The following is a 19,359-nucleotide window of genomic DNA, read 5'->3' as shown; positions in this document are numbered from 1 at the left end:
CGTCAGTGGCTCAAGATCTTGCCGAGGAAATCCTTGGCACGATCCGAAGAGGGGGTGGTGAAGAAAGTTTCGGGGTCGGCGTCTTCGACGATCTGGCCGTCAGCCATGAAGAGCACCCGGTCGCCTGCCCGGCGCGCGAAGCCCATCTCGTGGGTCACGACGAGCATCGTCATGCCTTCCTTGGCGAGCGAGGCCATGACGTCAAGCACCTCGTTGACCATTTCCGGGTCAAGCGCCGAAGTTGGCTCGTCGAAGAGCATGACCTTGGGGTCCATCGCGAGCGATCGCGCGATGGCGACGCGCTGCTGCTGACCGCCCGACAGTTGCGCGGGGTATTTGTCGGCCTGGTTGGCGATGCCAACGCGATCGAGCAACGCGAGCGCGTGCTCGCGTGCGTCGGCTTTGCGTTTGCCGCGCACTTTCATCGGCGCGAGCATCACGTTTTCCAGTATGGTCTTGTGTGCGAACAAATTGAACGATTGAAAAACCATGCCAACTTCAGCACGCAATCGGGCCAATGCTTTGCCTTCGTTAGGCAATGCGACCCCGTCGACGGCGATGTCACCGGAGTCAATTGGCTCTAATCGGTTGATGGTTCGGCACAATGTTGACTTGCCCGACCCGGATGGGCCGAGCACGATCACGACCTGCCCTCGGGGCACGTCAAGGTTGATGTCACGCAATACATGCAGGTCACCGAAGTGTTTTTCCACGTTGCGCATCGAGATCATTGGCGCTGCGGCGGACTTCGCTGCGGCGTCGTCGGTCCCGGGCACGGGTACGGCGTCGTCGGTCATGGTCCAAAACCTTAGGCCCTCTTTGGAAATTTGCCCGGGTTTCGGTGACTCGCCGACTAGCCACGCCGAGATGACACCCGCAAGTAACGCGCCAATAAACTGTTCGACTTCGATTGCGCCCACCGCGACGCAGGTCACCTAACCCCGGCCCGTACTCTGGATGGGTGGATTCGAACGGAGGAAACGCGGTCGCGCAGACTGATGCGCCCGCGCGTAGCTATGAGGTTCGCACCTTCGGCTGCCAGATGAACGTACACGACTCCGAACGCTTGTCCGGCCTGCTTGAAGACGCGGGCTACGTGAAGGCTAAACCCGACGCGACGCCCGATCTGCTCGTCTTCAACACCTGCGCCGTACGCGAGAACGCCGACAACAAGCTCTACGGCACCCTCGGCCATCTCGCCCCGGTGAAGTTGGGTCGTCCCGGCATGCAGATCGCGGTTGGCGGCTGTCTCGCGCAGAAGGATCGCGACACCGTCGTGCGCAAGGCGCCCTGGGTCGACGTGGTGTTCGGCACCCACAACATCGGTTCGCTGCCGGTGTTGCTTGAGCGTGCGCGCCACAACGAAGAAGCCCAGGTCGAGATCCTCGAATCCCTCAAGGCGTTCCCGTCGACGTTGCCCGCCAAGCGTGAATCGGCGTACGCGGGCTGGGTGTCGATCTCGGTGGGCTGCAACAACACCTGCACGTTCTGCATCGTGCCCGCGCTGCGCGGCAAGGAAGTCGACCGTCGACCCGGCGACGTGCTCGCGGAAGTGGGCGCGCTCGTCGAGCAGGGCGTCCTGGAAGTCACGCTGCTCGGACAGAACGTGAACTCCTACGGCGTGAACTTCGTCGACGCCGACCAGCCACGCGACCGTGGTGCCTTCGCCCAACTGCTGCGTGCGGCCGGCCGCATCGACGGCCTTGAGCGCATCCGCTTCACGTCGCCGCACCCGGCCGAATTCACCGACGACGTGATCGAGGCGATGGCCGAGACGCCCGCGGTGTGTCCGCAGCTACACATGCCGTTGCAGTCCGGTTCGGACCGGGTGCTCAAGGCGATGCGCCGCTCCTACCGCAAGGAACGCTTCCTCGGCATCATCGACAAGGTGCGCGCCGCGATGCCGCACGCGTCGATCACCACCGACATCATCGTTGGCTTCCCGGGCGAAACCGAAGAGGATTTCCTCGAAACCCTCGACGTGGTGCGGCGCGCGCGGTTCACCAGCGCCTACACGTTCCAGTACTCCAAGCGCCCGGGCACGCCCGCCGCCGAGCTGCCTGATCAGCTGCCGAAAGCCGTTGTGCAGGAACGCTATGAGCGTCTGATCGCGTTGCAAGACGCCATTTCGCTTGAGCTCAACGAAGCGCTGATCGGCACCGAAGTCGAATTACTTGTCGCCGATGGTGCTGGCAAGAAGAACGCGGCCACCGCGCGCATGAGTGGACGCGCACGCGACGGTCGACTCGTACATTTCCGTCCCGGCGACAACGCGGGCATTCGCCCCGGCGACGTGATCACCGTCGACATCACCGCCGCTGCCCCGCATCACCTCATCGCCGACGGCGTGGTCAAGTCGCATCGGCGCACCGCCGCTGGCGACGCGCATGAGCGTGGCGTCACGCCCAAAACCGCGCCGATCGGCGTGGGCCTCGGCCTGCCGAGCATCGGCGCGCCCGCGCCGGTCGCCGCCGCTGTCGACGGGTGCTCGACCGGCTGCTCGGCATGACTACTACCGGCGGTAGTGGGTCGCCGGAAGAGCCGTCAGACGAGGGTGGCACAGTTGACGGACGCGAATCGAAGGCAAGGAGCGAACCGGTGAACCGGGTAAACGAAGACCAGTTCGAACAGTTCCGTGGCGAACTCGACGCCGTCGAACGCCGCATCGCGGGCGAGATTGATCCGGGCGTACGGGCGATGGTGGTCGCGGGCGCGGTCTTCGTCCTGCTCGTCTCGCTCGTGTTGCTGCCGCACACCGGGTCAGCGCGCGGCTTTGACGTGCTGATGAGCACCGACGCCGCCCGCATCGAACACGTCGGACTGCCGTCGCGACTGTTCGTGTGGTTCGTGATCGTGTTCGGCGTCGGCTTCTCGCTGCTCGCGCTCACCACCCGTCGCTGGACGCTCGCCTGGCTTGCCTGCGCGGGCAGCGCACTGGCCAGCGTGTTCGGCGTGCTCGCCATCTGGCACCGGCAGACGCCGGGCATCGCGAATTACATCGGCGCGGGCCCCGGCATCGGGCTCATCATCGGCACCATCGCGTCAATGGTGTTGACCTTCCACTGGATTCGCGTGGTGTGGAGTCGCACGGCCGTGCAACTGGCTGCCGAAGAACAGCGTCGCAATGCCGCACGCGAAGCCGAGGACCGCGACCGCAAGCGCCTGCGCGGCGAATAGCCCCAAGCACAAGCGAGGCCCCCGACCACATTGGTCGGGGGCCTCGCTGTTTGTTCGAACTCAGCGGTTGCTGACCGCGCCCTCGGCGGCTTCGGCCCATTCACGCCACTGCTTGGCCTGCTCAAGCGCCTTCTCCGCGTCACGCTTCTTGCCCGCGGCGGTGGCCTTGGCCGCCTGCTCTTCGAACTGGGCGACCCGCTCGCGGAACTGCGCGGCACGCGCGACCGCTTCCGGGTCAGTCCGACGCCACTGCTGGTCGACGGCCTCGCGCACACGCTTCTCAATCGCGCGCAACCTGCCTTCAAGCTCGCCCATCCGCTCACGCGGCACCTTGCCAAGCGCGTCCCACTTCTCCTGCAATTCGCGCAGGGCGTTGCGGGCGGCGTCGAGACCGGCGCTGGGGTCGATGTTCTCGTAATGGCTGAGCAGTTCGGCCTTCGCGTCGGCGTTGTGCTCGAACTCGGCGTCGCGCTCGTTGGCCGCGGCGTTGCGGGCCGCGAAGAACACGTCCTGGGCACCCTTGAACCGCTTCCACAGCGCCTCATCGGCTTCGCGCGGTGCCCGACCACACGCCTTCCACTCGGCGAGCAAATCGCGGAAAACCGCGGCCGTGCCAACCCAGTCGGTGGAATCCGACAGTGCTTCGGCCTGCACGCACAGCTCTTCCTTGCGTGTCTTCGCCGACGCGCGTTCCCGGTCGAGTTCAGCGAAATGCGCGCCCCGACGACGGTTGAACGACTCACGCGCCTTCGAGTAGCGCTTCCACAGCGCGTCGTCGACCTTGCGGTCAACGCCACGAATGGACTTCCACTCGTCGAGAATCTCGCGCAACCGGTCGCCAGCGGCCTTCCACTGGGTGGATTCGGCAGCGATCTGCTCGGCCTCGGCAGCGAGCGCTTCCTTGCGTTCGGTGTGCTCGTGGCGCGTGCGGTCTTTTTCTTCCTTCGCCTGCGCCGCGGCCTCATCCGAATGCTCGGTAATGGCCTGCAGGCGCGCGGCGAGTCCGTCGACGTCGCCGATCACGGCAGCGGTCGGCAGCGTTTCCGCGAGCGCGAGCGCGGCGGCTTTGGTCTTGCGCGCGTCGGCACCGGCGGCGAGACGTGCTTCCAGCAGCGCGACCTCGGTGGCGAGATCATCGAAGCGGCGACCGAAGTGCGCGAGGCCCTCGGCGGCGTCGCCTGCCTGCCACGACCCGATCTCGCGTTCCCCGTCGGCGGTTTTCACCCACGCGGTGCCGTCTTCGTCGACGCGACCCCACTTCGCCGGGTCGCTCGCCGCGGCAACGACAACCGGATGCGGATGGGCTTCGGTGCCACCAGGCACCGGTTTCGCGGCGTGCGGTTTAGGTGGCGCGGGTTTGCCGCCGGGCTTCGGTGCGCCGCCCGGCTTGGGGGTAGCGCCCGGCCCGGGAGTTGGCGGAGTTGGTTTCGCGGTTCCGTTGCTGTCGGTCATTGCTCTCCGTCCCTGCCGCGCGTCACGGCTGCCTGGTTACGCCCTAGCACTTCCCATTGAACCTTGTCGGTTCCGCCGAAACCAACGGTCTGGGCGATGGCACCTGGGAAATCCGAGGATTTCGCTGTGCACGACGTGGGTAGTCGCATCAGAAAACAGTAGCAATGGCGACGGGTATCGCCGCGTCGGACACTCGAACACCGTCACGTGGCACGACCGGGACGGATGCGGTCACGACGCGAGTAGGCGACTACCGTGCGAGAGGTGTTGTCTCTCGCGGCCCTGGTCCCGTCACCCCCGATGCTGGTACCGCAACTATGCGGGCGGCCAATGCGTGCTGAGCTGGCGACCGAAGAGCCGCCTACGGCGGTGCGCGCGGCCGCGTTGAGCGCCGCGACTGCGTTGGCGACTAGCGCGCGCGAGTGGGTCGTTGTTGGCGTCGGCGATGCGACGGCCAGCTTTCCCGCCGAGACGCGCGGAACGTTTCGCGGCTTCGGTGCCGATGTGGTCGTCGGCCTTGCGCCCCAAGCACATTCGATTGCCGTTGTTGACGCTGAGCTACCGTTGCCGGTACTGATTGCTGGTTGGTTGCGCGAGCAGGTCGGGCCGGACGTTTCGGTGCGCGCGCACGTACTTGCCGTTGACACTCCCGTCGCTGACTGCGTCGCGTTCGGCGCCCACCTGCGCGCGGAATTGGACGCGATTCCCGAGCCCCAAGGTGTGCTCGTCGTTGCCGACGGTGCAGCGACGTTGACCGAGAAAGCGCCCGGCTACTTCGACTCGCGCGCGGCCGCCGCCCAAGCCGACCTCGACGATGCCCTTCGAACGGGCTCGCGCGCCGACCTGACCGCGCTCGACCCCGCGCTGTGCGCCGACCTGTGGTTGTCCGGCCGTGCCGCCTACCAGGCGTTAGCCGGTCTTTTCGCTGTCGACGCCGCCGATCCGGCCGTGCGTACCCTCTACCAGGGCGCACCGCTCGGCGTCGCCTACGACGTGAGCCTGTGGGAGGCGGCGCGGTGACCGGACCACTCGATCGACCCATCGCGGTCGTTGGACCAACGGCGACCGGCAAATCCGATCTCGCGCTCGACCTCGCCCAGGAACTCGACGGCGAGATCGTCAATATCGACGCGATGCAGCTTTATCGGGGCATGGACGTTGGCACCGCGAAGCTCAGCGTCGCCGAACGGCGCGGCATCGTCCACCACCTGCTCGACGTACTCGACGTGACCGAAACGGCGACCGTGGCCGCCTATCAAGAGCAGGCGTGCGCGATTGTCGATGACATCCTCGCGCGCGGTCGCATGCCGGTGATCGTCGGTGGTTCGATGATGTATGTGCAAGCGCTGCTTGATGATTGGGCCTTCCCGGCAACCGACCCTGACATCCGCGCGAAATGGGAAGCGCTGCTTGACGAACGCGGAGTCGTCGCGGTACACGAGGCGTTGCGGGCCGCCGATCCCGTTGCCGCCGACACGATTTTGCCGACGGACGGTCGACGGATGGTGCGTGCGCTCGAGGTCGTCGAACTCACCGGACAGCCGTTCGCGGCTTCGGCCCCGACCATCGGCGAACCACGGTGGGGGACAACCATTATCGGCGTCGACCGCGAGACAGCGGCACTCGATGCTCGCATCGAATTACGCACCGCGACCATGTTCGAAACCGGCCTCGTCGACGAGGTGAAAGCCCTCATCGACCTCGGCCTACGCGACGGCCAAACCGCGAAACGGGCCATCGGCTACGCGCAAGTGCTCGCCTACCTCGACGGCGAGGAAGACCTCGCCTACGCCCAAGAACGCACCCTCATCGGCACGCGCCGTTACGTCCGCCGCCAGCGTTCGTGGTTCCGCCGCGACCCGCGCGTGCGGTGGGTCGACGGGGCCGATCCCGATCTGGCGTCAACCACACTTTCCCAGCTCGACAAGACAGGACGGACTCCGCAGTGACCCGACGAGTGAGCACCCGCAACGCATCGGTGCAGGTGTGGCAGGCGTACCTGCACAATCGGACCAAGCGCAACCGCGACAACCGGTTCCTCATTCAGGGCGTCCGCCCCATCACCCAGGCGCTGGCCAACGATTGGCCCATCGAAACGCTGCTGTACCGGCTTGGCACTCCCGACCTGTCGAGTTGGGCGCGTGAGGTGCTCGACACCGCCGATATCCCGACCGTCGGGCTCGTCCCAGAACTGATGGCTGAACTGGGCGAGAAGGAAGGGAACGCGCCGGAGATCGTCGCGGTCGCTGAGTCACGGCAACTTGACTTGGCCGACTTCGCGCCCGGTGAACCAGGCGAGGACGCGCCGGTTGTCGTTGTCTTCGACCGACCCAACTCACCGGGCAACCTGGGCACGCTGATCCGCTCAGCTGACGCGTTCGGCGCGTCGGGCGTGATTGTCACCGGCCACGGCGCCGACCAGTTCGACCCGCAGGCCGTACGCGCGTCCACGGGTTCGCTTTTCGGCGTTCCCGTGCTGCGCGCGCCCGGTGCCGCGCAGGTGGTCGAGTTTCGGGACCGGCAGGTCGCGCGCGGAATTCCAACGCGCATCGTTGGCACCGACGAACGCGCGACCGTCGACATTTACGACCACGATTTCACCGACGCGACAATCCTGGTTGTTGGCAACGAGACGACGGGCATGAGCGCCGCGTGGGCAGAAGCATGCGACGACCTGGTCACCATCCCAATGGGCGGAACGGCGAGTTCGTTGGGCGCGCCGTCGGCCGGGGCGGTCGGGTTGTACGAGATTTCGCGACAGCGCCGGACCTTCGCGCGGTAGGGGACGTTCGCGCCGATATCAGGGCGCTGGCGGGGTGGCCCGCACTGCCCGCTGACGGACATGGCGACGTCTATCGATGGTGGTCGCCGCTGACGCACTCGGCGACGTCATGCCGAGGGCGGTCGCCAGCCGCGCCGCACTGCCCGCTAACGGGCTCGGCGACGTTTTGTCGAGGGCGGCCGCCTGACGCGCGCCCGCACTGCCCGCTGACAGGCTCGGCGACGTCTGTCGAGGGCGGCCGTTGGGCGCGCCGACCGCGCGAGGGACAATGGCAGGCGTGTCCGACATCGACTTCACCAAAGGCCACGGCACGCAGAACGATTTCGTCGTGCTGCCCGACCCCAACGTCGCGCTTGACCTGACGGCAGCCCGCGTCACCGCCCTGTGCGACCGGCAGCAGGGCCTCGGTGCCGACGGCGTGCTGCGCGTTGCGACCGCGGGCGCGCTGCTCGCCGCCAACGTGCTCGCCGAGTTGCCCGACGGTATCGCCGCCGACGACTGGTTCATGGATTACCGCAACGCCGACGGGTCCATCGCCGAAATGTGCGGCAACGGCGTTCGGGTTTTCGCGCACTACCTGGTCGCGACCGGGCTTGAGTCGCGCACCGAGTTCGTCGTCGGGAGTCGCGCTGGCGCACGTCCTGTTGTCGTTCACGAGGCCGGTCCCGTCGACGGCGAAGTTACCGTCGACATGGGCACCGTCCGCGAACTCGGTCCGTCGACCGCGACCGTCGGCGGCTCAACTTTCGCGGGCATCGGCATCGACGTCGGCAACCCGCACCTGGCCTGCGCGGGCCTCAGCGCCGACGAGGTCGCCAAGCTCGATCTCACCGTCGCGCCCGGTTTCGACCCCGCGCTTTTCCCGCAGGGCACCAACGTCGAACTGCTCACCTCGCTCACCGAAGGCGGCGTTGACATGCGCGTTTACGAACGCGGCGTGGGCGAGACCCGCTCGTGCGGCACCGGCACCGTCGCTGCTGCGGCGGCCGCGCTCGTCGACGCCGGCGTCACTCTGGCGACTGGTTCGGGCGAGGTCACCGTTCGCGTGCCCGGCGGCGCGGTTCGCGTCGGGATCACCGAGGGCAAAGCGTGGTTGCGTGGCCCGTCGACCCTGCTCGCGACCGGCGTGATCGCCCGCGCCTGGTTCGACGCGCAGTAGCGACGGCTTAACCAGGTGCACGGTGTCGGTGCGACGTGGGAGCATAGAGGGCGTATGACGAAACCAGACGCCACCACCCCAGACACCGACGCCACCGACCAGTCCGCCGAGGCCGTCGACGAAGCCCTGACCCGCCATGCCGAGCGCATGCAGCGGCGCGGTTGGGCACCCGCCGAGCCAACGCGCGGTGAGATGCAGCTCGACGAGCGCACCTCGCTTCGCCGTGTTGCCGGTTTGTCGACCGAGCTCGAAGACATCACCGAGGTCGAATACCGACAGCTCCGCCTTGAGCGCGTCGTGCTTGTCGGGGTGTGGACCTCGGGCAGCGCGGCCCAAGCCGACGCGAGCATGGTCGAACTCGCCGCCCTCGCCGAAACGGCAGGCTCCGAGGTGCTCGACGGCCTCATCCAGCGCCGCGACAAACCCGACAAAGCCACCTACATCGGTTCCGGCAAGGCCGAGGAACTGCGCGGCATCGTGCTCGATTCCGGCGCCGACACCGTGATCTGCGACGGCGAACTCACGCCAGCTCAGCTCACCGCGCTGGAAAAGGTCGTCAAGGTCAAGGTCATCGACCGCACGGCCCTGATTCTCGACATCTTCGCCCAGCACGCCACCTCCCGCGAAGGCAAAGCTCAGGTCGCGCTCGCGCAGATGGAGTACATGCTCCCGCGCCTGCGTGGTTGGGGTGAGTCGATGTCGCGGCAGGCCGGTGGTCGCGCGGGCAGCAACGGTGGCGTCGGTCTGCGTGGTCCCGGTGAAACCAAGATCGAAACCGACCGCCGTCGCATTCGTGAGCGAATGGCCAAGTTGCGCCGCGAGATTCGCGAGATGAAGACCGCGCGCGACACCATGCGCGCCAAGCGTAACGCTAGTGGCGTGCCTGCCGTCGCGATCGTCGGCTACACCAACGCCGGCAAGTCCAGCCTGATGAACGCGCTTACCGGCGCTGGCCTGCTCGTCCAAGACGCGCTATTCGCCACCCTCGATCCAACCACGCGTCGTGCGGCACTCGACGATGGTCGCGAGATGGTGTTCACCGACACCGTCGGTTTCGTTCGCCACTTGCCAACGCAGTTGGTTGAGGCGTTCCGCTCCACCCTCGAAGAGGTCACCGGCGCCGACTTGCTGCTGCATGTCGTCGACGGTGCCGATCCGCTTCCGCTGGAACAGATTCGGGCGGTGCGCGAGGTGATCGCCGACGTCATCAAGGAACAGGGCGCGACGGCACCGCCAGAGTTGTTGGTTGTCAACAAGATTGATGCCGCCGACCCCACGGAACTCACCCGGCTGCGCGCCACGCTGGGTAACGCGGTGTTCGTCTCCGCGCAAACTGGCGAGGGCTTGGACGAACTGCGCGACCGCCTGTCGATCGTGCTGGGCGGCCTCGATGTCGACGTCAGCGTGCTACTGCCGTACCAGCGCGGCGACCTGCTCGCCCGCATCCACGCTGATGGACGGATCATTTCGTCCGATCACGAAGAGGGCGGCACGCGCATTCGGGCGAAGGTCCCCGCGTCGTTGGCGTCGGCACTGTCGCCGTATGCGGGTTCGGCCGAGCCTGCGGAATAAGAGTCGGGGCGGGCTTATTTGCCAGCCAGTTGCCTGCGGAAGCCGGTGCGACACAAGCGTTTTACGGCGCTAGTGTCGAAATCGACAGCAGGAGGGTGTTATGTCAAACGATCAGCGGGGCACATCAGTAGTGCGCGAAAACAAATTGAGCGACGGGGCGCCACTCGAGGTAGCGCCGAGCGCGCTCGACCTGCTCGCCTTGGAAACGGTGCTCGCGCCGTTGAAGGCGTGGACGAGTCCACGGTTCTTCGGGTTGGACAACATTCCGGCCGAGGGCCCGGTGCTGCTTGTCGCTAACCACAACCTGCTCGGCGGCATCGACGCGCCACTGCTGTTCCCGGAAATCCTGCGCGAACGTGGTCGCTTGATCCGTGGCCTGGCCGAACACGTGCTGATGGTGCCGGTGGTCCGCGACATTCTGCACCGCTACGGCTCGGTGCGCGGCACCCGTGGCAACTGCCTCACGCTGCTCGAACGCGGTGAGGCCGTGATCGTTTTCCCCGGTGGCGGCCGCGAGGCGATTCGTCGCAAGGGCGAGAAGTACGTGCTCAAGTGGGAGGGTCGCACCGGTTTCGCGAAGATGGCGTTGCAGGCGCGGGTGCCGATCGTGCCGGTCGCGATGATCGGCATCGACGACGCGTACGACATCGTCTTCGACGGTCAGCATCTGGCGATGCGTCCGGTGCGCTGGCTCGCGTCGATTCTCGGGATCAACCCCGAGCTCAGCCCGCCGCTGGTGAAAGGTATTGGGCCGCTTCCGATTCCGCGTCCCGAACGGTTCTACTTCGCCGCTGGCGCACCGATCGACCCCACGCCGTGGCTCGATCGCGACGACCTCGACACCGCGGCGACCGACTTGCGTGACGTGGTCCGCAAGGCCCTCGAGGAGGAAATGCAATTCCTCTTCCGCGAACGCGACCGCGATAACGGCCGCACCCTCGTTGGCCGACTGAGGGCCGCACTCCCGTTCTGACGCCAGCCGGTTGCTGAGAATGTGACCGATCTCGCTGCCGCACCTCGGTCCGGAATGTCGGGTCGGCTCGCCGCGTTGCTGCGAAGGCCCGACAAAGCGGGCGGCGAGAGGTGGCGGTCATGGCGACGACGGTGATTCAAAGTGGCGAACGCGGCCACTGGTGGAACGAGTGGCTCGACTCGAAACAGTCGTTCCCCGCGACGGGCAACTTCGTGCTGGAAGACCACGCGCACGGGCTGCTGCTCATTCACAACGAGGATGTCGTCGGGCCCGGCGAGGGTTTCGACACTCACCAGCATCGCGATACCGAGATCATCACCTGGGTGCTGGAAGGCACGGTGGTGCACCAGGATTCAGTGGGGAACTCCGGCCTGATCCACCCCGGTCTCGCGCAACGGATGTCGGCGGGCACGGGCATTCTGCATTCCGAACGCAACGGAGCAGGGTATGCCGAACGCGACAAACTGCACGTGGTGCAAATGTGGATTCCACCGGACGCGCCCGGCGCGGTGCCGAGCTACCAGGAACTCGATATCGCCGGTGAACTGCGGCGCAACGTCCTGATTCCGGTGGCATCGGGCATGACGAAGTATCGAGGCGAGGCCGCGATCGGGATCGGCAACAGCAACGCGACTTTCCACGTGGCGCGACTCGACGCTGGCGCTTCGATCACCGTGCCTGACGCGCCGTATGGGCATGTGTTCGTGGCGCGCGGGCAGGTTGATTTCGAAGGAGCGGGCCCGCTGAACCAGGGCGACGTGGTGCGGTTGACGGCCGATGGCGGCCACCGCGTGACCGCCACCGAAGCTGCCGAAGTCCTGGTCTGGGAGATGACCGCCAGCGTCTAGATCTTGCGGATAACCGTGACGACCTTGCCGAGGATCTGCGCGTCGTTGCCGGGGATGGGTTCGAAGTGCGGGTTGTGCGGCATCAGCCACACGTCTTTGCCGCTGCGCTTGAAGGTTTTCACCGTTGCTTCGCCGTCGATCATCGCAGCGACAATGTCGCCACCTTCGGCCACGTTCTGCTGGCGAACAACCACCCAGTCGCCGTCGCAAATGGCCGCGTCGACCATCGACTGACCGACGACCTTCAACAGGAACAGCGAACCGTCGCCGACCAGTTCGCGCGGCAGCGGGAAAACCTCTTCGATGGCCTGCTCAGCCAGGATCGGCCCGCCAGCCGCGATGCGACCAAGCACGGGGACGAACGTGGGCGTTGGCCGACTCGGATCGGCTTCGTCGGTCTCGCCGGGCAGTGACGTGACCGCGCGCACCGCTTCGTCGAGCCCGCGCACATTCACCGCGCGTGGTCGGTTGGGGTCGCGATGCAGGTAGCCCTTGCGCTCAAGCGCGCGCAGCTGGTGAGCGACCGACGAGGTGGACGTGAGCCCGACAGCGTCGCCGATTTCGCGAATGCTGGGCGGGTAGCCGCGTTCGGTGACCGAGGTGCGGATGACGTCGAGCACCGTGCGCTGACGCACGGTGAGGTCGGCGCGCGACTCCGATGTGACGGTGTCCGTACCGCTTTCGCCACCCGTGTCGTCTGTGTGGGTCACCGTATCCCGCCCTTTCGTTCGCCGAATCGCACTGAATCGAGGCTAGTCGGGGCGCGGCCAGTTATCAAACATCTGTTCGAGCATGTCGGGCGTTTCGTGCTGACATTCGGCTTCGCGCGTGGTACAAATCGAACATAGGTTCGAACACGCTGAGCCCGCCCGAGCTCATCTGAGGAGGTTCGTTCGATGCCCACAATGTCCCTGGCACAACAACTTTCGCTTCCACTCCTGTTTGATCGTGGACTCGCGCTCGCGCGTGCTCGCGAGGTCGACGAGGAACTCGATCGTGCGTTCGAATCAATTCCGCGCGATCATTCGATCTGCCCCGGATTTGGCCCTCGCTGGGCAGTGTCCGCAACGCATCTCGCGCGCGCGACCGTTGTCGCGGCCCCCGTGCTATCAAGTTCGGCGGGGTCGCACGCACTCGGGCGGCGCTCGATGTCGGTCGACTCCGAAGCGTCAGCGCGCAAGGCTGCTGGAATTCCCGTCCGGGAAGGCAGGCAAACGCGCGCTCTTCGCACCGACCAGCTTGCGCGCACTCCGTACTCGGTACGTTCCACGTTGTCGACCCCTGTTCCGAACTATCGCGTCGACCAAGCCCGCGTCGGCCTCGCCACCCTTGCGATTTGCTCGCTCACCAGCGCGCTCATCGTCGTTGCCTTCCTCGCGCTCGCCCATCTCCGCGCTGGCGATTTCGCTGGGCAGGCGGAGTTCGGCACCCAAAAACTAGAACGTGTTGCTACCGTGGACGCTCCTCGGTTCGCGGAAGGGGTCGCGTACCGCTGACGCCGGTAGTGAGGTCAAGTGCGCCGTCGCGCGATCGCTCTCGTTATTCCCTTGCTCATGCTCGTCGCCGCAGCGCCCGCGGTCGCCGAAACCCCCTCCTACCAGCCTTATCTCGATCTGCCGGTCACTAACGGCGAAGGAGAATTCGGCGGCGGACTGCACCCAGCACTCCCACTCGACATCGACGAGGCGCTCACCGCGCTCACACAGGCCCGCGCCGACGGCATCGCCCCGCACCGGTATTCGGCACTGCTGCACCAGTATTGGTTCCTTGTCTCGGTCACCAACGCCCACATCGACCCACGCACCTGGTCGCCCACCTCCGGCGTCGCCGCCAACGCCGCCGCCTTCGCAGCGGTGTACGTCAACTACTTTCGCATCGCGGCAGCGCGACCAGACTTCTACTGGGCCGGTTTAGCGGGCATCGCGGGCGCGTCCTTCGCATCCGGTTTCTTCGACATCGGCGACGCCGGCGCGCTCATCGACCTGCCCGGCATCCACGCCCTGGGCAGCGCGGTCGCCGACCTCGTCGCCACCACCCCAGCACCGTTGCGCGCGGAAGTCCCCGCCGACCTCGCCGCGTTCGTCGCGGGCGCACCGCGCCTGACCGGCGCAGACCTCGCTTGGTATCAGACCCGGCTGATGATCATGCAAAAACACATCTTCACCGACCTCGTCCCCATGCACGAGGCGTATGTGGCGGGCGGCATGGCGGCGATCGACGAAATGGCCGCGGCCGGTTTGTTGACGCCAGCGTTGCGCGCGGCGTGGGCGGGCATCGACAGCGGCACCCGCCAGGGCCGTATCGACGCCATCATCGCGATGACCGACCGCGAACAGAACGTGATCGTCGCCGACCAATGGGACGAGACGACAAGCGCACGGGACGGCATGGGCCGCGTCCTCACCTACGTCTCAACACTGGCCGGAAAAGCGGCGGTACCGGGCGTCCACGCGCCCGGCGTCTACGCGCCCGTCACCGTGACCGCGCAGGTCGGGCCCGACATCATGACCCTGCGCGCACCGCTGCCCGCCTTCAACTGGGCCGACCGGGCCGCCCGCTGGGACTACCTCAACGCCGAACTGCTGCCCCGTCACCTCGACGTCACCGCCGACGAAAATCGGGCACGCGCGGTCTACCTTGAGCCGTTCGCAACGAAGATCACGCGCGGCCGACTCGTCGCGCGACTGCCCGACATGCTCGCCGATCTGACCACGCAGTGGCAGGTTTCACGATCATGACCGGTATCCTGTCAAGAGCCATGGAGTGCGCATCGACGAAGGAACCCTCGGATGCATTGCCCGTATTGCCGTCATCCCGACTCGCGAGTGGTCGACTCGCGCGAAGTCGAAGAAGGCACGGCGATTCGTCGACGGCGTTCCTGCCCCACCTGCGGGCGCAGATTCACCACCGTTGAGACCGCGATCCTTTCGGTCGTCAAGCGCAGCGGCGTCACCGAACCGTTCTCGCGCGAGAAAGTCATTCGCGGCGTGCGTCGCGCGTGCCAGGGTCGCGAAGTCGACGACGACGCCCTGAACCTGCTCGCGCAGAAGGTCGAAGACGCCGTCCGCGCGAAGGGTTCACCCGAAATCCCCAGCCACGAGGTTGGCTTGGCGATCCTCGGACCGCTGCGTGACCTCGATGAGGTCGCCTATCTGCGCTTCGCGTCGGTGTATCGGTCGTTCACCAGCGCGGCCGACTTCGAACGTGAGATCAGCGAAATGCGCGCTGCCGCCGCCGAAGCGGTCAGCGGCGAATAGCGGCGATCGCTTTCTCAATGCGCTTCGCCGACACCGGGTAGGGCGTGCCCAATTTTTGGGCGAACGTGCTCACGCGCAGTTCCTCGATCATCCACCAGATTTCGGTCACGTCGCGACCGTGCTTGCGACCGTCGGGCAAGCGTTTGAGCAGGGCGTCGTAGGCGGCGAGCATGCGGTCGATTTCGACCATGCCTTGGCGGTCGCGCACGGCCGAACCGGGGAGCGCGTCGAGTCGGTACGCGGCGGCACGCAGGTAGCGCGGCAGTTCACGCAAGCGCGCGCGACCCCATTCGGCGACGAAACCCTTGAACAGTAGGTCGTCGAGTTGGGCGCTGACGTCGTCGGCGATGTCGCGTTCATTCGTTCGAGTGAGCGCCGATCGAGCCTCTTGTGCGGCGGCCAAAACCGGTGCGACCGTGCGCACTAGCTCGGCGACCGTCCCCGCTAATTTCGGCCGAATCTTAGCGACAAGCTGATCGAAGTCAGCGGGCGTGCGGACTGGACCGCCCTCGGCGGCAATGAGTTCGTCGGCGGCGGCGACACGACAATCCTCAACGAGCGCGTCGAGCGAACCGTCGGGATTTTGGCTTAGCGCCAAGCGATCTCGCGCCGACAGTCCTGCCGTGACAGCGCGCGTCGATGTCGGAATCGCGGCGAGCAGCAGGGTTCGCACGCCTCGGCGCATCGCGGCGGCCTGTTCGGCGGGCGAACTGAGCACGCGAACAGCGACGCCGTCGCCCTCGGGGACGAGCGCGGGATAACCCGTGACTGTCTGACCCGCCACTTTCCGCTTGACCGTCGGCGCGACCGAGCCAAGCGACTCCGACGTCCACACCGTCGCGGGCGCACGTTCGGCCCCGGCGGTCGCGCGGGCGACCGACTGCGAAACCTGGTCGGCGAGACGGGTTTTCAACTGCGCGAGATTCTTGCCTTTCGCGAGCACTTTGCCGCGCTGATCCACGGCGGCGAAGGTCATGCGCAGATGATCGGGCAGCGCGGTCGGGTCGAGTTCCTCGGCCGCGATGGTCACCGAACCCAGTCGGGAAAGTTCGCGGGCGAGGCCGGTGCGCAGCGGTTCCGCGCGTGGCGTGAGTTCGCGCAACGCGGCGGCGGCGAAGTCTGGTGCGGGAACAACCGCACGCCGCAGTGCCTTTGGCAGGGTTTTGATGTAGGCGGCGGCGAGTTCGTCGCGCATGCCGGGCACGAGCCAGTCGAAGCCGACCGCGCGCACGTGCGCGAGTTGTTCGACCGGAATCCGCACGGTGACGCCGTCGTCGTCTTGCCCCGGTTCGAATTGGTAGGTGAGGGGGAAACTCAGCTCGCCTTGGCGCCAAGCATCAGGGAAATCAGTCGGATCGAGCGAACTCGCGTTCGCATTGACCACCGTTTCGGTCGAAAAGTCGAGCAGCTGCGGGTCTGTGCGTTCCGCCTTGCGCCACCAACTGTCGAAGTGACGCACCGAAACCACATCGGCGGGCACACGCTCGTCGTAAAACGCGAAAAGTACCTCGTCGTCAACGAGGATGTCGCGGCGGCGAGCGCGATGTTCGAGGTCGGCAACATCGTCGATCAGGGCGCGATTGCGGGCGAAAAAGCCGTGGCGCGTTTGCCATTCGCCGCCGACGAGCGCGTGGCGGATGAATAGTTCGCGCGACAGCTCCGGGTCGATGCGACCGAAATCGACGGGCCGACCGGTCACGAGCGGAACGCCGTACAGGGTGGCGCGCTCATAGGCCCGCGCCGCACCGCGTTTGCTCGACCAATGTGGTTCGGAATAGGTGCGTTTCACGAGGTCGCCAGCGAGCCGTTCGGCCCACTCCGGCTCGACCCGCGCGGCAATGCGGCCCCACAACCGCGAGGTTTCGACCAGCTCGGCGGCCATCACCCATCGTGGCGGTTTCTTCGCCAATGACGAGCCGGGGAAGATCATGAACTTCGCGTTGCGCGCACCGAGGAACTCACGCGACTCGGCTTCGCGCACGCCGAGATGGGAAAGCATCCCGGCGAGCAGCGATTGATGAATCTGGTTGCTAGGCCAGGGGAGTGCGTCGGGGTCGGCGTCGCTCGCCACAGCGCTGGCATTTAGCCCCTGGTCTGAGCGACGGTTGGCGAGGGCGTCGCCACTTGCGGGAGCGGACTGAGGTCCGCGTCCTCGTCGCCCGCCGCCGCGTCGCGGCTGAGTGGCGACGTCGGCTGGGGCTGACTCACTCGGGGCGGAACTGGTCCACCCCAAGCCACGGGTAATCGTGCGCAACTGGCCGTGCAGGTCCTGCCACTCGCGGATACGCAGGTAGTGCAGGAATTCGTCGCGGCACATGCGACGGAAACGGCTCGACGACAACGACTTTCGTTGCTCGGTCAGGTAATCCCACAGTCGCAAGTACGTGAGGAAATCGGAGCCGTCGACGGTGAAGCGGGCATGCTGGGTGTCGGCCGCCTGCTGGTGCTCGACCGGGCGTTCACGCACATCCTGAATCGACAGTGCCGAGACGATCACCAGCACGTCATCAAGGCAACCATTGCGCTGCGCTTCGACCAGCATGCGTGCCATACGTGGGTCGACCGGCAGTTGCGCCATCTCGCGGCCGGTCGCGGTGAGCATCAGATGGCCGGAATTGTCGTCAGCACCAACGGTTTTCGAACTGCCGTGGGCGAGCGCGCCCAATTCCTCAAGCAACGCGATGCCGTCGCGGATCGCGCGGCGGTCAGGTGCTTCGACAAACGGGAAACTTTCGATATCGCCGAGCCCGAGCGCGGTCATCTGCAAAATCACCGCGGCGAGGTTCGTGCGCAGGATTTCCGGTTCGGTGAACGCGGGACGGGCGTCGAAATCGTCTTCGCTATAAAGACGGATCGCGATGCCGTCGGCAACGCGACCACAGCGACCCGACCGCTGCCGCGCCGACGCCTGCGACACCGGTTCGATCGGCAGTCGCTGCACCTTCGTGCGCATCGAATACCGCGAAATGCGTGCGGTGCCCGGATCGATCACGTAGCGAATACCGGGCACGGTCAACGAGGTTTCGGCGACGTTGGTTGCCAACACAACCCGTCGCCCGGTGTGTGGGGTGAAGACTTTGTGCTGCTCAGCGGCCGACAATCGCGCGTACAGCGGAACAACTTCCGTGCGCGGCAGTCGAAGATCGCGCAGTGCGTCGGCGGTATCGCGAATCTCGCGTTCGCCCGACAGGAAAACGAGGATGTCGCCGTCGCCTTCGTCTTGGAGTTCACGCACGGCGTCGGTGATGGCGTCAGTCGGGTCGCGATCGACAACGCGCGCTTCATCTTCGTCGTCCGAATCATTCGGCAACTCAAGCGAAAGCGGGCGATACCGCAACTCGACCGGGAACGACCGCCCCGACACCTCGACGATCGGCGCGGGATTGCCTTGCGCGTCGGCGAAATGGCGCGCGAACAGCTCGGGGTCGATCGTCGCTGAGGTGATGATGATCTTGAGATCGGGACGCTTGGGGAGCAGCTGCTTCAAATACCCAAGCAGGAAGTCGATATTGAGGCTGCGTTCGTGTGCCTCGTCGATGATGATCGTGTCGTAGCGGCGCAGCAGGCGGTCGCGTTGGATTTCGGCGAGCAGGATGCCGTCGGTCATGAGTTTGACCAGCGTGCGGTCCGACGCCTGATCGGTGAAGCGGACCGTGTAGCCGACAACGTCGCCCAGTTCGGTGCCGAGTTCTTCGGCAATGCGCTCGCCGACCGTGCGCGCGGCCAACCGGCGCGGTTGCGTGTGGCCAATCGTGCCGCGCACGCCGCGTCCCAGCTCAAGGCAGATTTTCGGGATCTGCGTCGTTTTGCCCGACCCGGTTTCGCCAGCGACGATCACAACCTGGTTGGCGGCGATGGCGGCGGCGATGTCGTCGCGCCGAGCCGACACCGGCAACTGTTCGGGGTAGCTGATCGTCGGCACCGCGGCCCGACGCTTCTCCACCCGTGCGGCAGCCGCGGTGATCTCGGCATCAAGTGCTTCGTATGCGGGCGCGTCGTCGGCGCGGAGGCGATCCACCTTGCGGCGAAGCCGGTGTTCGTCGCGCAGGGAAACCTCGGCGAGGCGGGTGCGCAGTGCGCGGGAACGGGAGGTTGTGCTGGTCATCGCGACTCCAGCCTAGCGAAGGTCGCCAGTGATT

17 protein-coding genes are annotated in these 19,359 nt (G+C 66.2%); 12 read left to right on the top strand and 5 right to left on the bottom strand.

Features of this window, described 5'->3' with window-relative positions; all coding sequences use genetic code 11:
- Window positions 1-2: 2 nt before the first annotated feature.
- Window positions 3-731, bottom strand: coding sequence for an amino acid ABC transporter ATP-binding protein (locus tag IEX78_RS05650; RefSeq protein WP_188828256.1), 729 nt, complete (start codon window positions 729-731; stop codon window positions 3-5).
- A 311-nt stretch (window positions 732-1,042) separates the two neighbouring features.
- Here IEX78_RS05650 and miaB point away from each other — a divergent pair, with 311 nt between their 5' ends.
- Together miaB and IEX78_RS05640 are read left to right on the top strand one after the other, a co-directional pair.
- On the top strand, window positions 1,043-2,509 hold the full coding sequence (gene miaB, locus IEX78_RS05645) for a tRNA (N6-isopentenyl adenosine(37)-C2)-methylthiotransferase MiaB (RefSeq protein ID WP_229683794.1): 1,467 nt from the start codon (window positions 1,043-1,045) through the stop codon (window positions 2,507-2,509).
- An 89-nt stretch (window positions 2,510-2,598) separates the two neighbouring features.
- Complete coding sequence (locus tag IEX78_RS05640) at window positions 2,599-3,177, top strand: Rv2732c family membrane protein (RefSeq protein ID WP_188827713.1); 579 nt, start codon at window positions 2,599-2,601, stop codon at window positions 3,175-3,177.
- Window positions 3,178-3,237: 60 nt separating this feature from the next.
- On the opposite strand, the gene IEX78_RS05635 is transcribed toward IEX78_RS05640, so the two are convergent.
- On the bottom strand, window positions 3,238-4,629 hold the full coding sequence (locus tag IEX78_RS05635) for a DUF349 domain-containing protein (protein ID WP_188827712.1): 1,392 nt from the start codon (window positions 4,627-4,629) through the stop codon (window positions 3,238-3,240).
- Between the two features lie 264 nt (window positions 4,630-4,893).
- On the opposite strand from IEX78_RS05635, the gene IEX78_RS05630 reads away from it, so the two are divergent.
- From IEX78_RS05630 to IEX78_RS05620, 3 genes are read left to right on the top strand one after another with little or no spacing between them, the layout of a single operon-like run.
- A complete protein-coding gene (locus IEX78_RS05630; RefSeq protein WP_188827711.1) occupies window positions 4,894-5,649 on the top strand; it encodes a class III extradiol ring-cleavage dioxygenase family protein in 756 nt (251 codons plus the stop codon).
- On the top strand, window positions 5,646-6,578 hold the full coding sequence (miaA, locus tag IEX78_RS05625) for a tRNA (adenosine(37)-N6)-dimethylallyltransferase MiaA (protein WP_188827710.1): 933 nt from the start codon (window positions 5,646-5,648) through the stop codon (window positions 6,576-6,578). Before IEX78_RS05630 ends, miaA begins: the two co-directional genes overlap by 4 nt.
- 8 nt (window positions 6,579-6,586) lie before the next feature.
- Window positions 6,587-7,411 carry a TrmH family RNA methyltransferase gene (locus tag IEX78_RS05620; RefSeq protein ID WP_229683725.1) on the top strand — a complete coding sequence of 275 codons (825 nt, stop codon included), beginning with the start codon at window positions 6,587-6,589 and terminating at the stop codon, window positions 7,409-7,411.
- A gap of 18 nt (window positions 7,412-7,429) precedes the next feature.
- On the opposite strand, the gene IEX78_RS05615 is transcribed toward IEX78_RS05620, so the two are convergent.
- Window positions 7,430-7,699 (bottom strand): hypothetical protein, encoded by a 270-nt coding sequence (locus IEX78_RS05615; protein WP_188827708.1) that lies wholly within the window; start codon window positions 7,697-7,699, stop codon window positions 7,430-7,432.
- On the opposite strand from IEX78_RS05615, the gene dapF reads away from it, so the two are divergent.
- The 4 genes from dapF to IEX78_RS05595 all read left to right on the top strand — a co-directional run bounded on the left by dapF (window position 7,698) and on the right by IEX78_RS05595 (window position 11,963).
- Window positions 7,698-8,570 carry a diaminopimelate epimerase gene (dapF, locus tag IEX78_RS05610; RefSeq protein ID WP_188828255.1) on the top strand — a complete coding sequence of 291 codons (873 nt, stop codon included), beginning with the start codon at window positions 7,698-7,700 and terminating at the stop codon, window positions 8,568-8,570. The genes IEX78_RS05615 and dapF overlap by 2 nt on opposite strands.
- 147 nt (window positions 8,571-8,717) lie before the next feature.
- Window positions 8,718-10,142: a GTPase HflX gene (hflX, locus tag IEX78_RS05605; protein ID WP_188828254.1), complete on the top strand. Its 1,425-nt coding sequence runs from the start codon at window positions 8,718-8,720 to the stop codon at window positions 10,140-10,142.
- Window positions 10,143-10,242: 100 nt separating this feature from the next.
- On the top strand, window positions 10,243-11,115 hold the full coding sequence (locus tag IEX78_RS05600) for a lysophospholipid acyltransferase family protein (RefSeq protein WP_188827707.1): 873 nt from the start codon (window positions 10,243-10,245) through the stop codon (window positions 11,113-11,115).
- Between the two features lie 119 nt (window positions 11,116-11,234).
- On the top strand, window positions 11,235-11,963 hold the full coding sequence (locus IEX78_RS05595) for a pirin family protein (RefSeq protein WP_188827706.1): 729 nt from the start codon (window positions 11,235-11,237) through the stop codon (window positions 11,961-11,963).
- On the opposite strand, the gene lexA is transcribed toward IEX78_RS05595, so the two are convergent.
- Window positions 11,960-12,673, bottom strand: a complete 714-nt coding sequence (gene lexA, locus IEX78_RS05590; protein WP_188827705.1) for a transcriptional repressor LexA — start codon at window positions 12,671-12,673, stop codon at window positions 11,960-11,962. The genes IEX78_RS05595 and lexA overlap by 4 nt on opposite strands.
- Before the next feature lie 186 nt (window positions 12,674-12,859).
- Here lexA and IEX78_RS05585 point away from each other — a divergent pair, with 186 nt between their 5' ends.
- Genes IEX78_RS05585 through nrdR form a run of 3 tightly spaced genes read left to right on the top strand, consistent with a single transcriptional unit; the run spans window position 12,860 to window position 15,220 of the window.
- Window positions 12,860-13,459: a hypothetical protein gene (locus tag IEX78_RS05585; RefSeq protein WP_188827704.1), complete on the top strand. Its 600-nt coding sequence runs from the start codon at window positions 12,860-12,862 to the stop codon at window positions 13,457-13,459.
- Window positions 13,460-13,516: 57 nt separating this feature from the next.
- Window positions 13,517-14,701 carry a hypothetical protein gene (locus IEX78_RS05580; protein WP_229683724.1) on the top strand — a complete coding sequence of 395 codons (1,185 nt, stop codon included), beginning with the start codon at window positions 13,517-13,519 and terminating at the stop codon, window positions 14,699-14,701.
- 51 nt (window positions 14,702-14,752) lie between these two features.
- Window positions 14,753-15,220, top strand: coding sequence for a transcriptional regulator NrdR (nrdR, locus tag IEX78_RS05575; RefSeq protein ID WP_188827702.1), 468 nt, complete (start codon window positions 14,753-14,755; stop codon window positions 15,218-15,220).
- Here nrdR and hrpA read toward each other — a convergent pair.
- Window positions 15,207-19,325 (bottom strand): ATP-dependent RNA helicase HrpA, encoded by a 4,119-nt coding sequence (gene hrpA, locus IEX78_RS05570; RefSeq protein ID WP_188827701.1) that lies wholly within the window; start codon window positions 19,323-19,325, stop codon window positions 15,207-15,209. The two genes, nrdR and hrpA, sit on opposite strands and share 14 nt — an antisense overlap.
- Window positions 19,326-19,359 lie beyond the last annotated feature (34 nt).

The sequence above is a fragment of the Nocardia camponoti genome (assembly GCF_014646135.1).
GTDB lineage: Bacteria > Actinomycetota > Actinomycetes > Mycobacteriales > Mycobacteriaceae > Nocardia > Nocardia camponoti.
Note: the sequence above shows the minus strand (reverse complement) of the source record. Positions and strands in the feature narration are given on the sequence as shown.

Bases quoted from the DNA above. Each gene is read 5' to 3' on its own strand.
- IEX78_RS05650 (WP_188828256.1), bottom strand. From the start codon at position 731: ATGATCTCGATGCGCAACGTGGAAAAACACTTCGGTGACCTGCATGTA.
- miaB (WP_229683794.1), top strand. From the start codon at position 1,043: ATGAACGTACACGACTCCGAACGCTTGTCCGGCCTGCTTGAAGACGCG.
- IEX78_RS05635 (WP_188827712.1), bottom strand. From the start codon at position 4,629: ATGACCGACAGCAACGGAACCGCGAAACCAACTCCGCCAACTCCCGGG.
- IEX78_RS05615 (WP_188827708.1), bottom strand. From the start codon at position 7,699: ATGTCGGACACGCCTGCCATTGTCCCTCGCGCGGTCGGCGCGCCCAAC.
- hflX (WP_188828254.1), top strand. From the start codon at position 8,718: ATGCAGCGGCGCGGTTGGGCACCCGCCGAGCCAACGCGCGGTGAGATG.
- IEX78_RS05600 (WP_188827707.1), top strand. From the start codon at position 10,243: ATGTCAAACGATCAGCGGGGCACATCAGTAGTGCGCGAAAACAAATTG.
- IEX78_RS05595 (WP_188827706.1), top strand. From the start codon at position 11,235: ATGGCGACGACGGTGATTCAAAGTGGCGAACGCGGCCACTGGTGGAAC.
- IEX78_RS05585 (WP_188827704.1), top strand. From the start codon at position 12,860: ATGCCCACAATGTCCCTGGCACAACAACTTTCGCTTCCACTCCTGTTT.
- IEX78_RS05580 (WP_229683724.1), top strand. From the start codon at position 13,517: ATGCTCGTCGCCGCAGCGCCCGCGGTCGCCGAAACCCCCTCCTACCAG.
- nrdR (WP_188827702.1), top strand. From the start codon at position 14,753: ATGCATTGCCCGTATTGCCGTCATCCCGACTCGCGAGTGGTCGACTCG.
- hrpA (WP_188827701.1), bottom strand. From the start codon at position 19,325: ATGACCAGCACAACCTCCCGTTCCCGCGCACTGCGCACCCGCCTCGCC.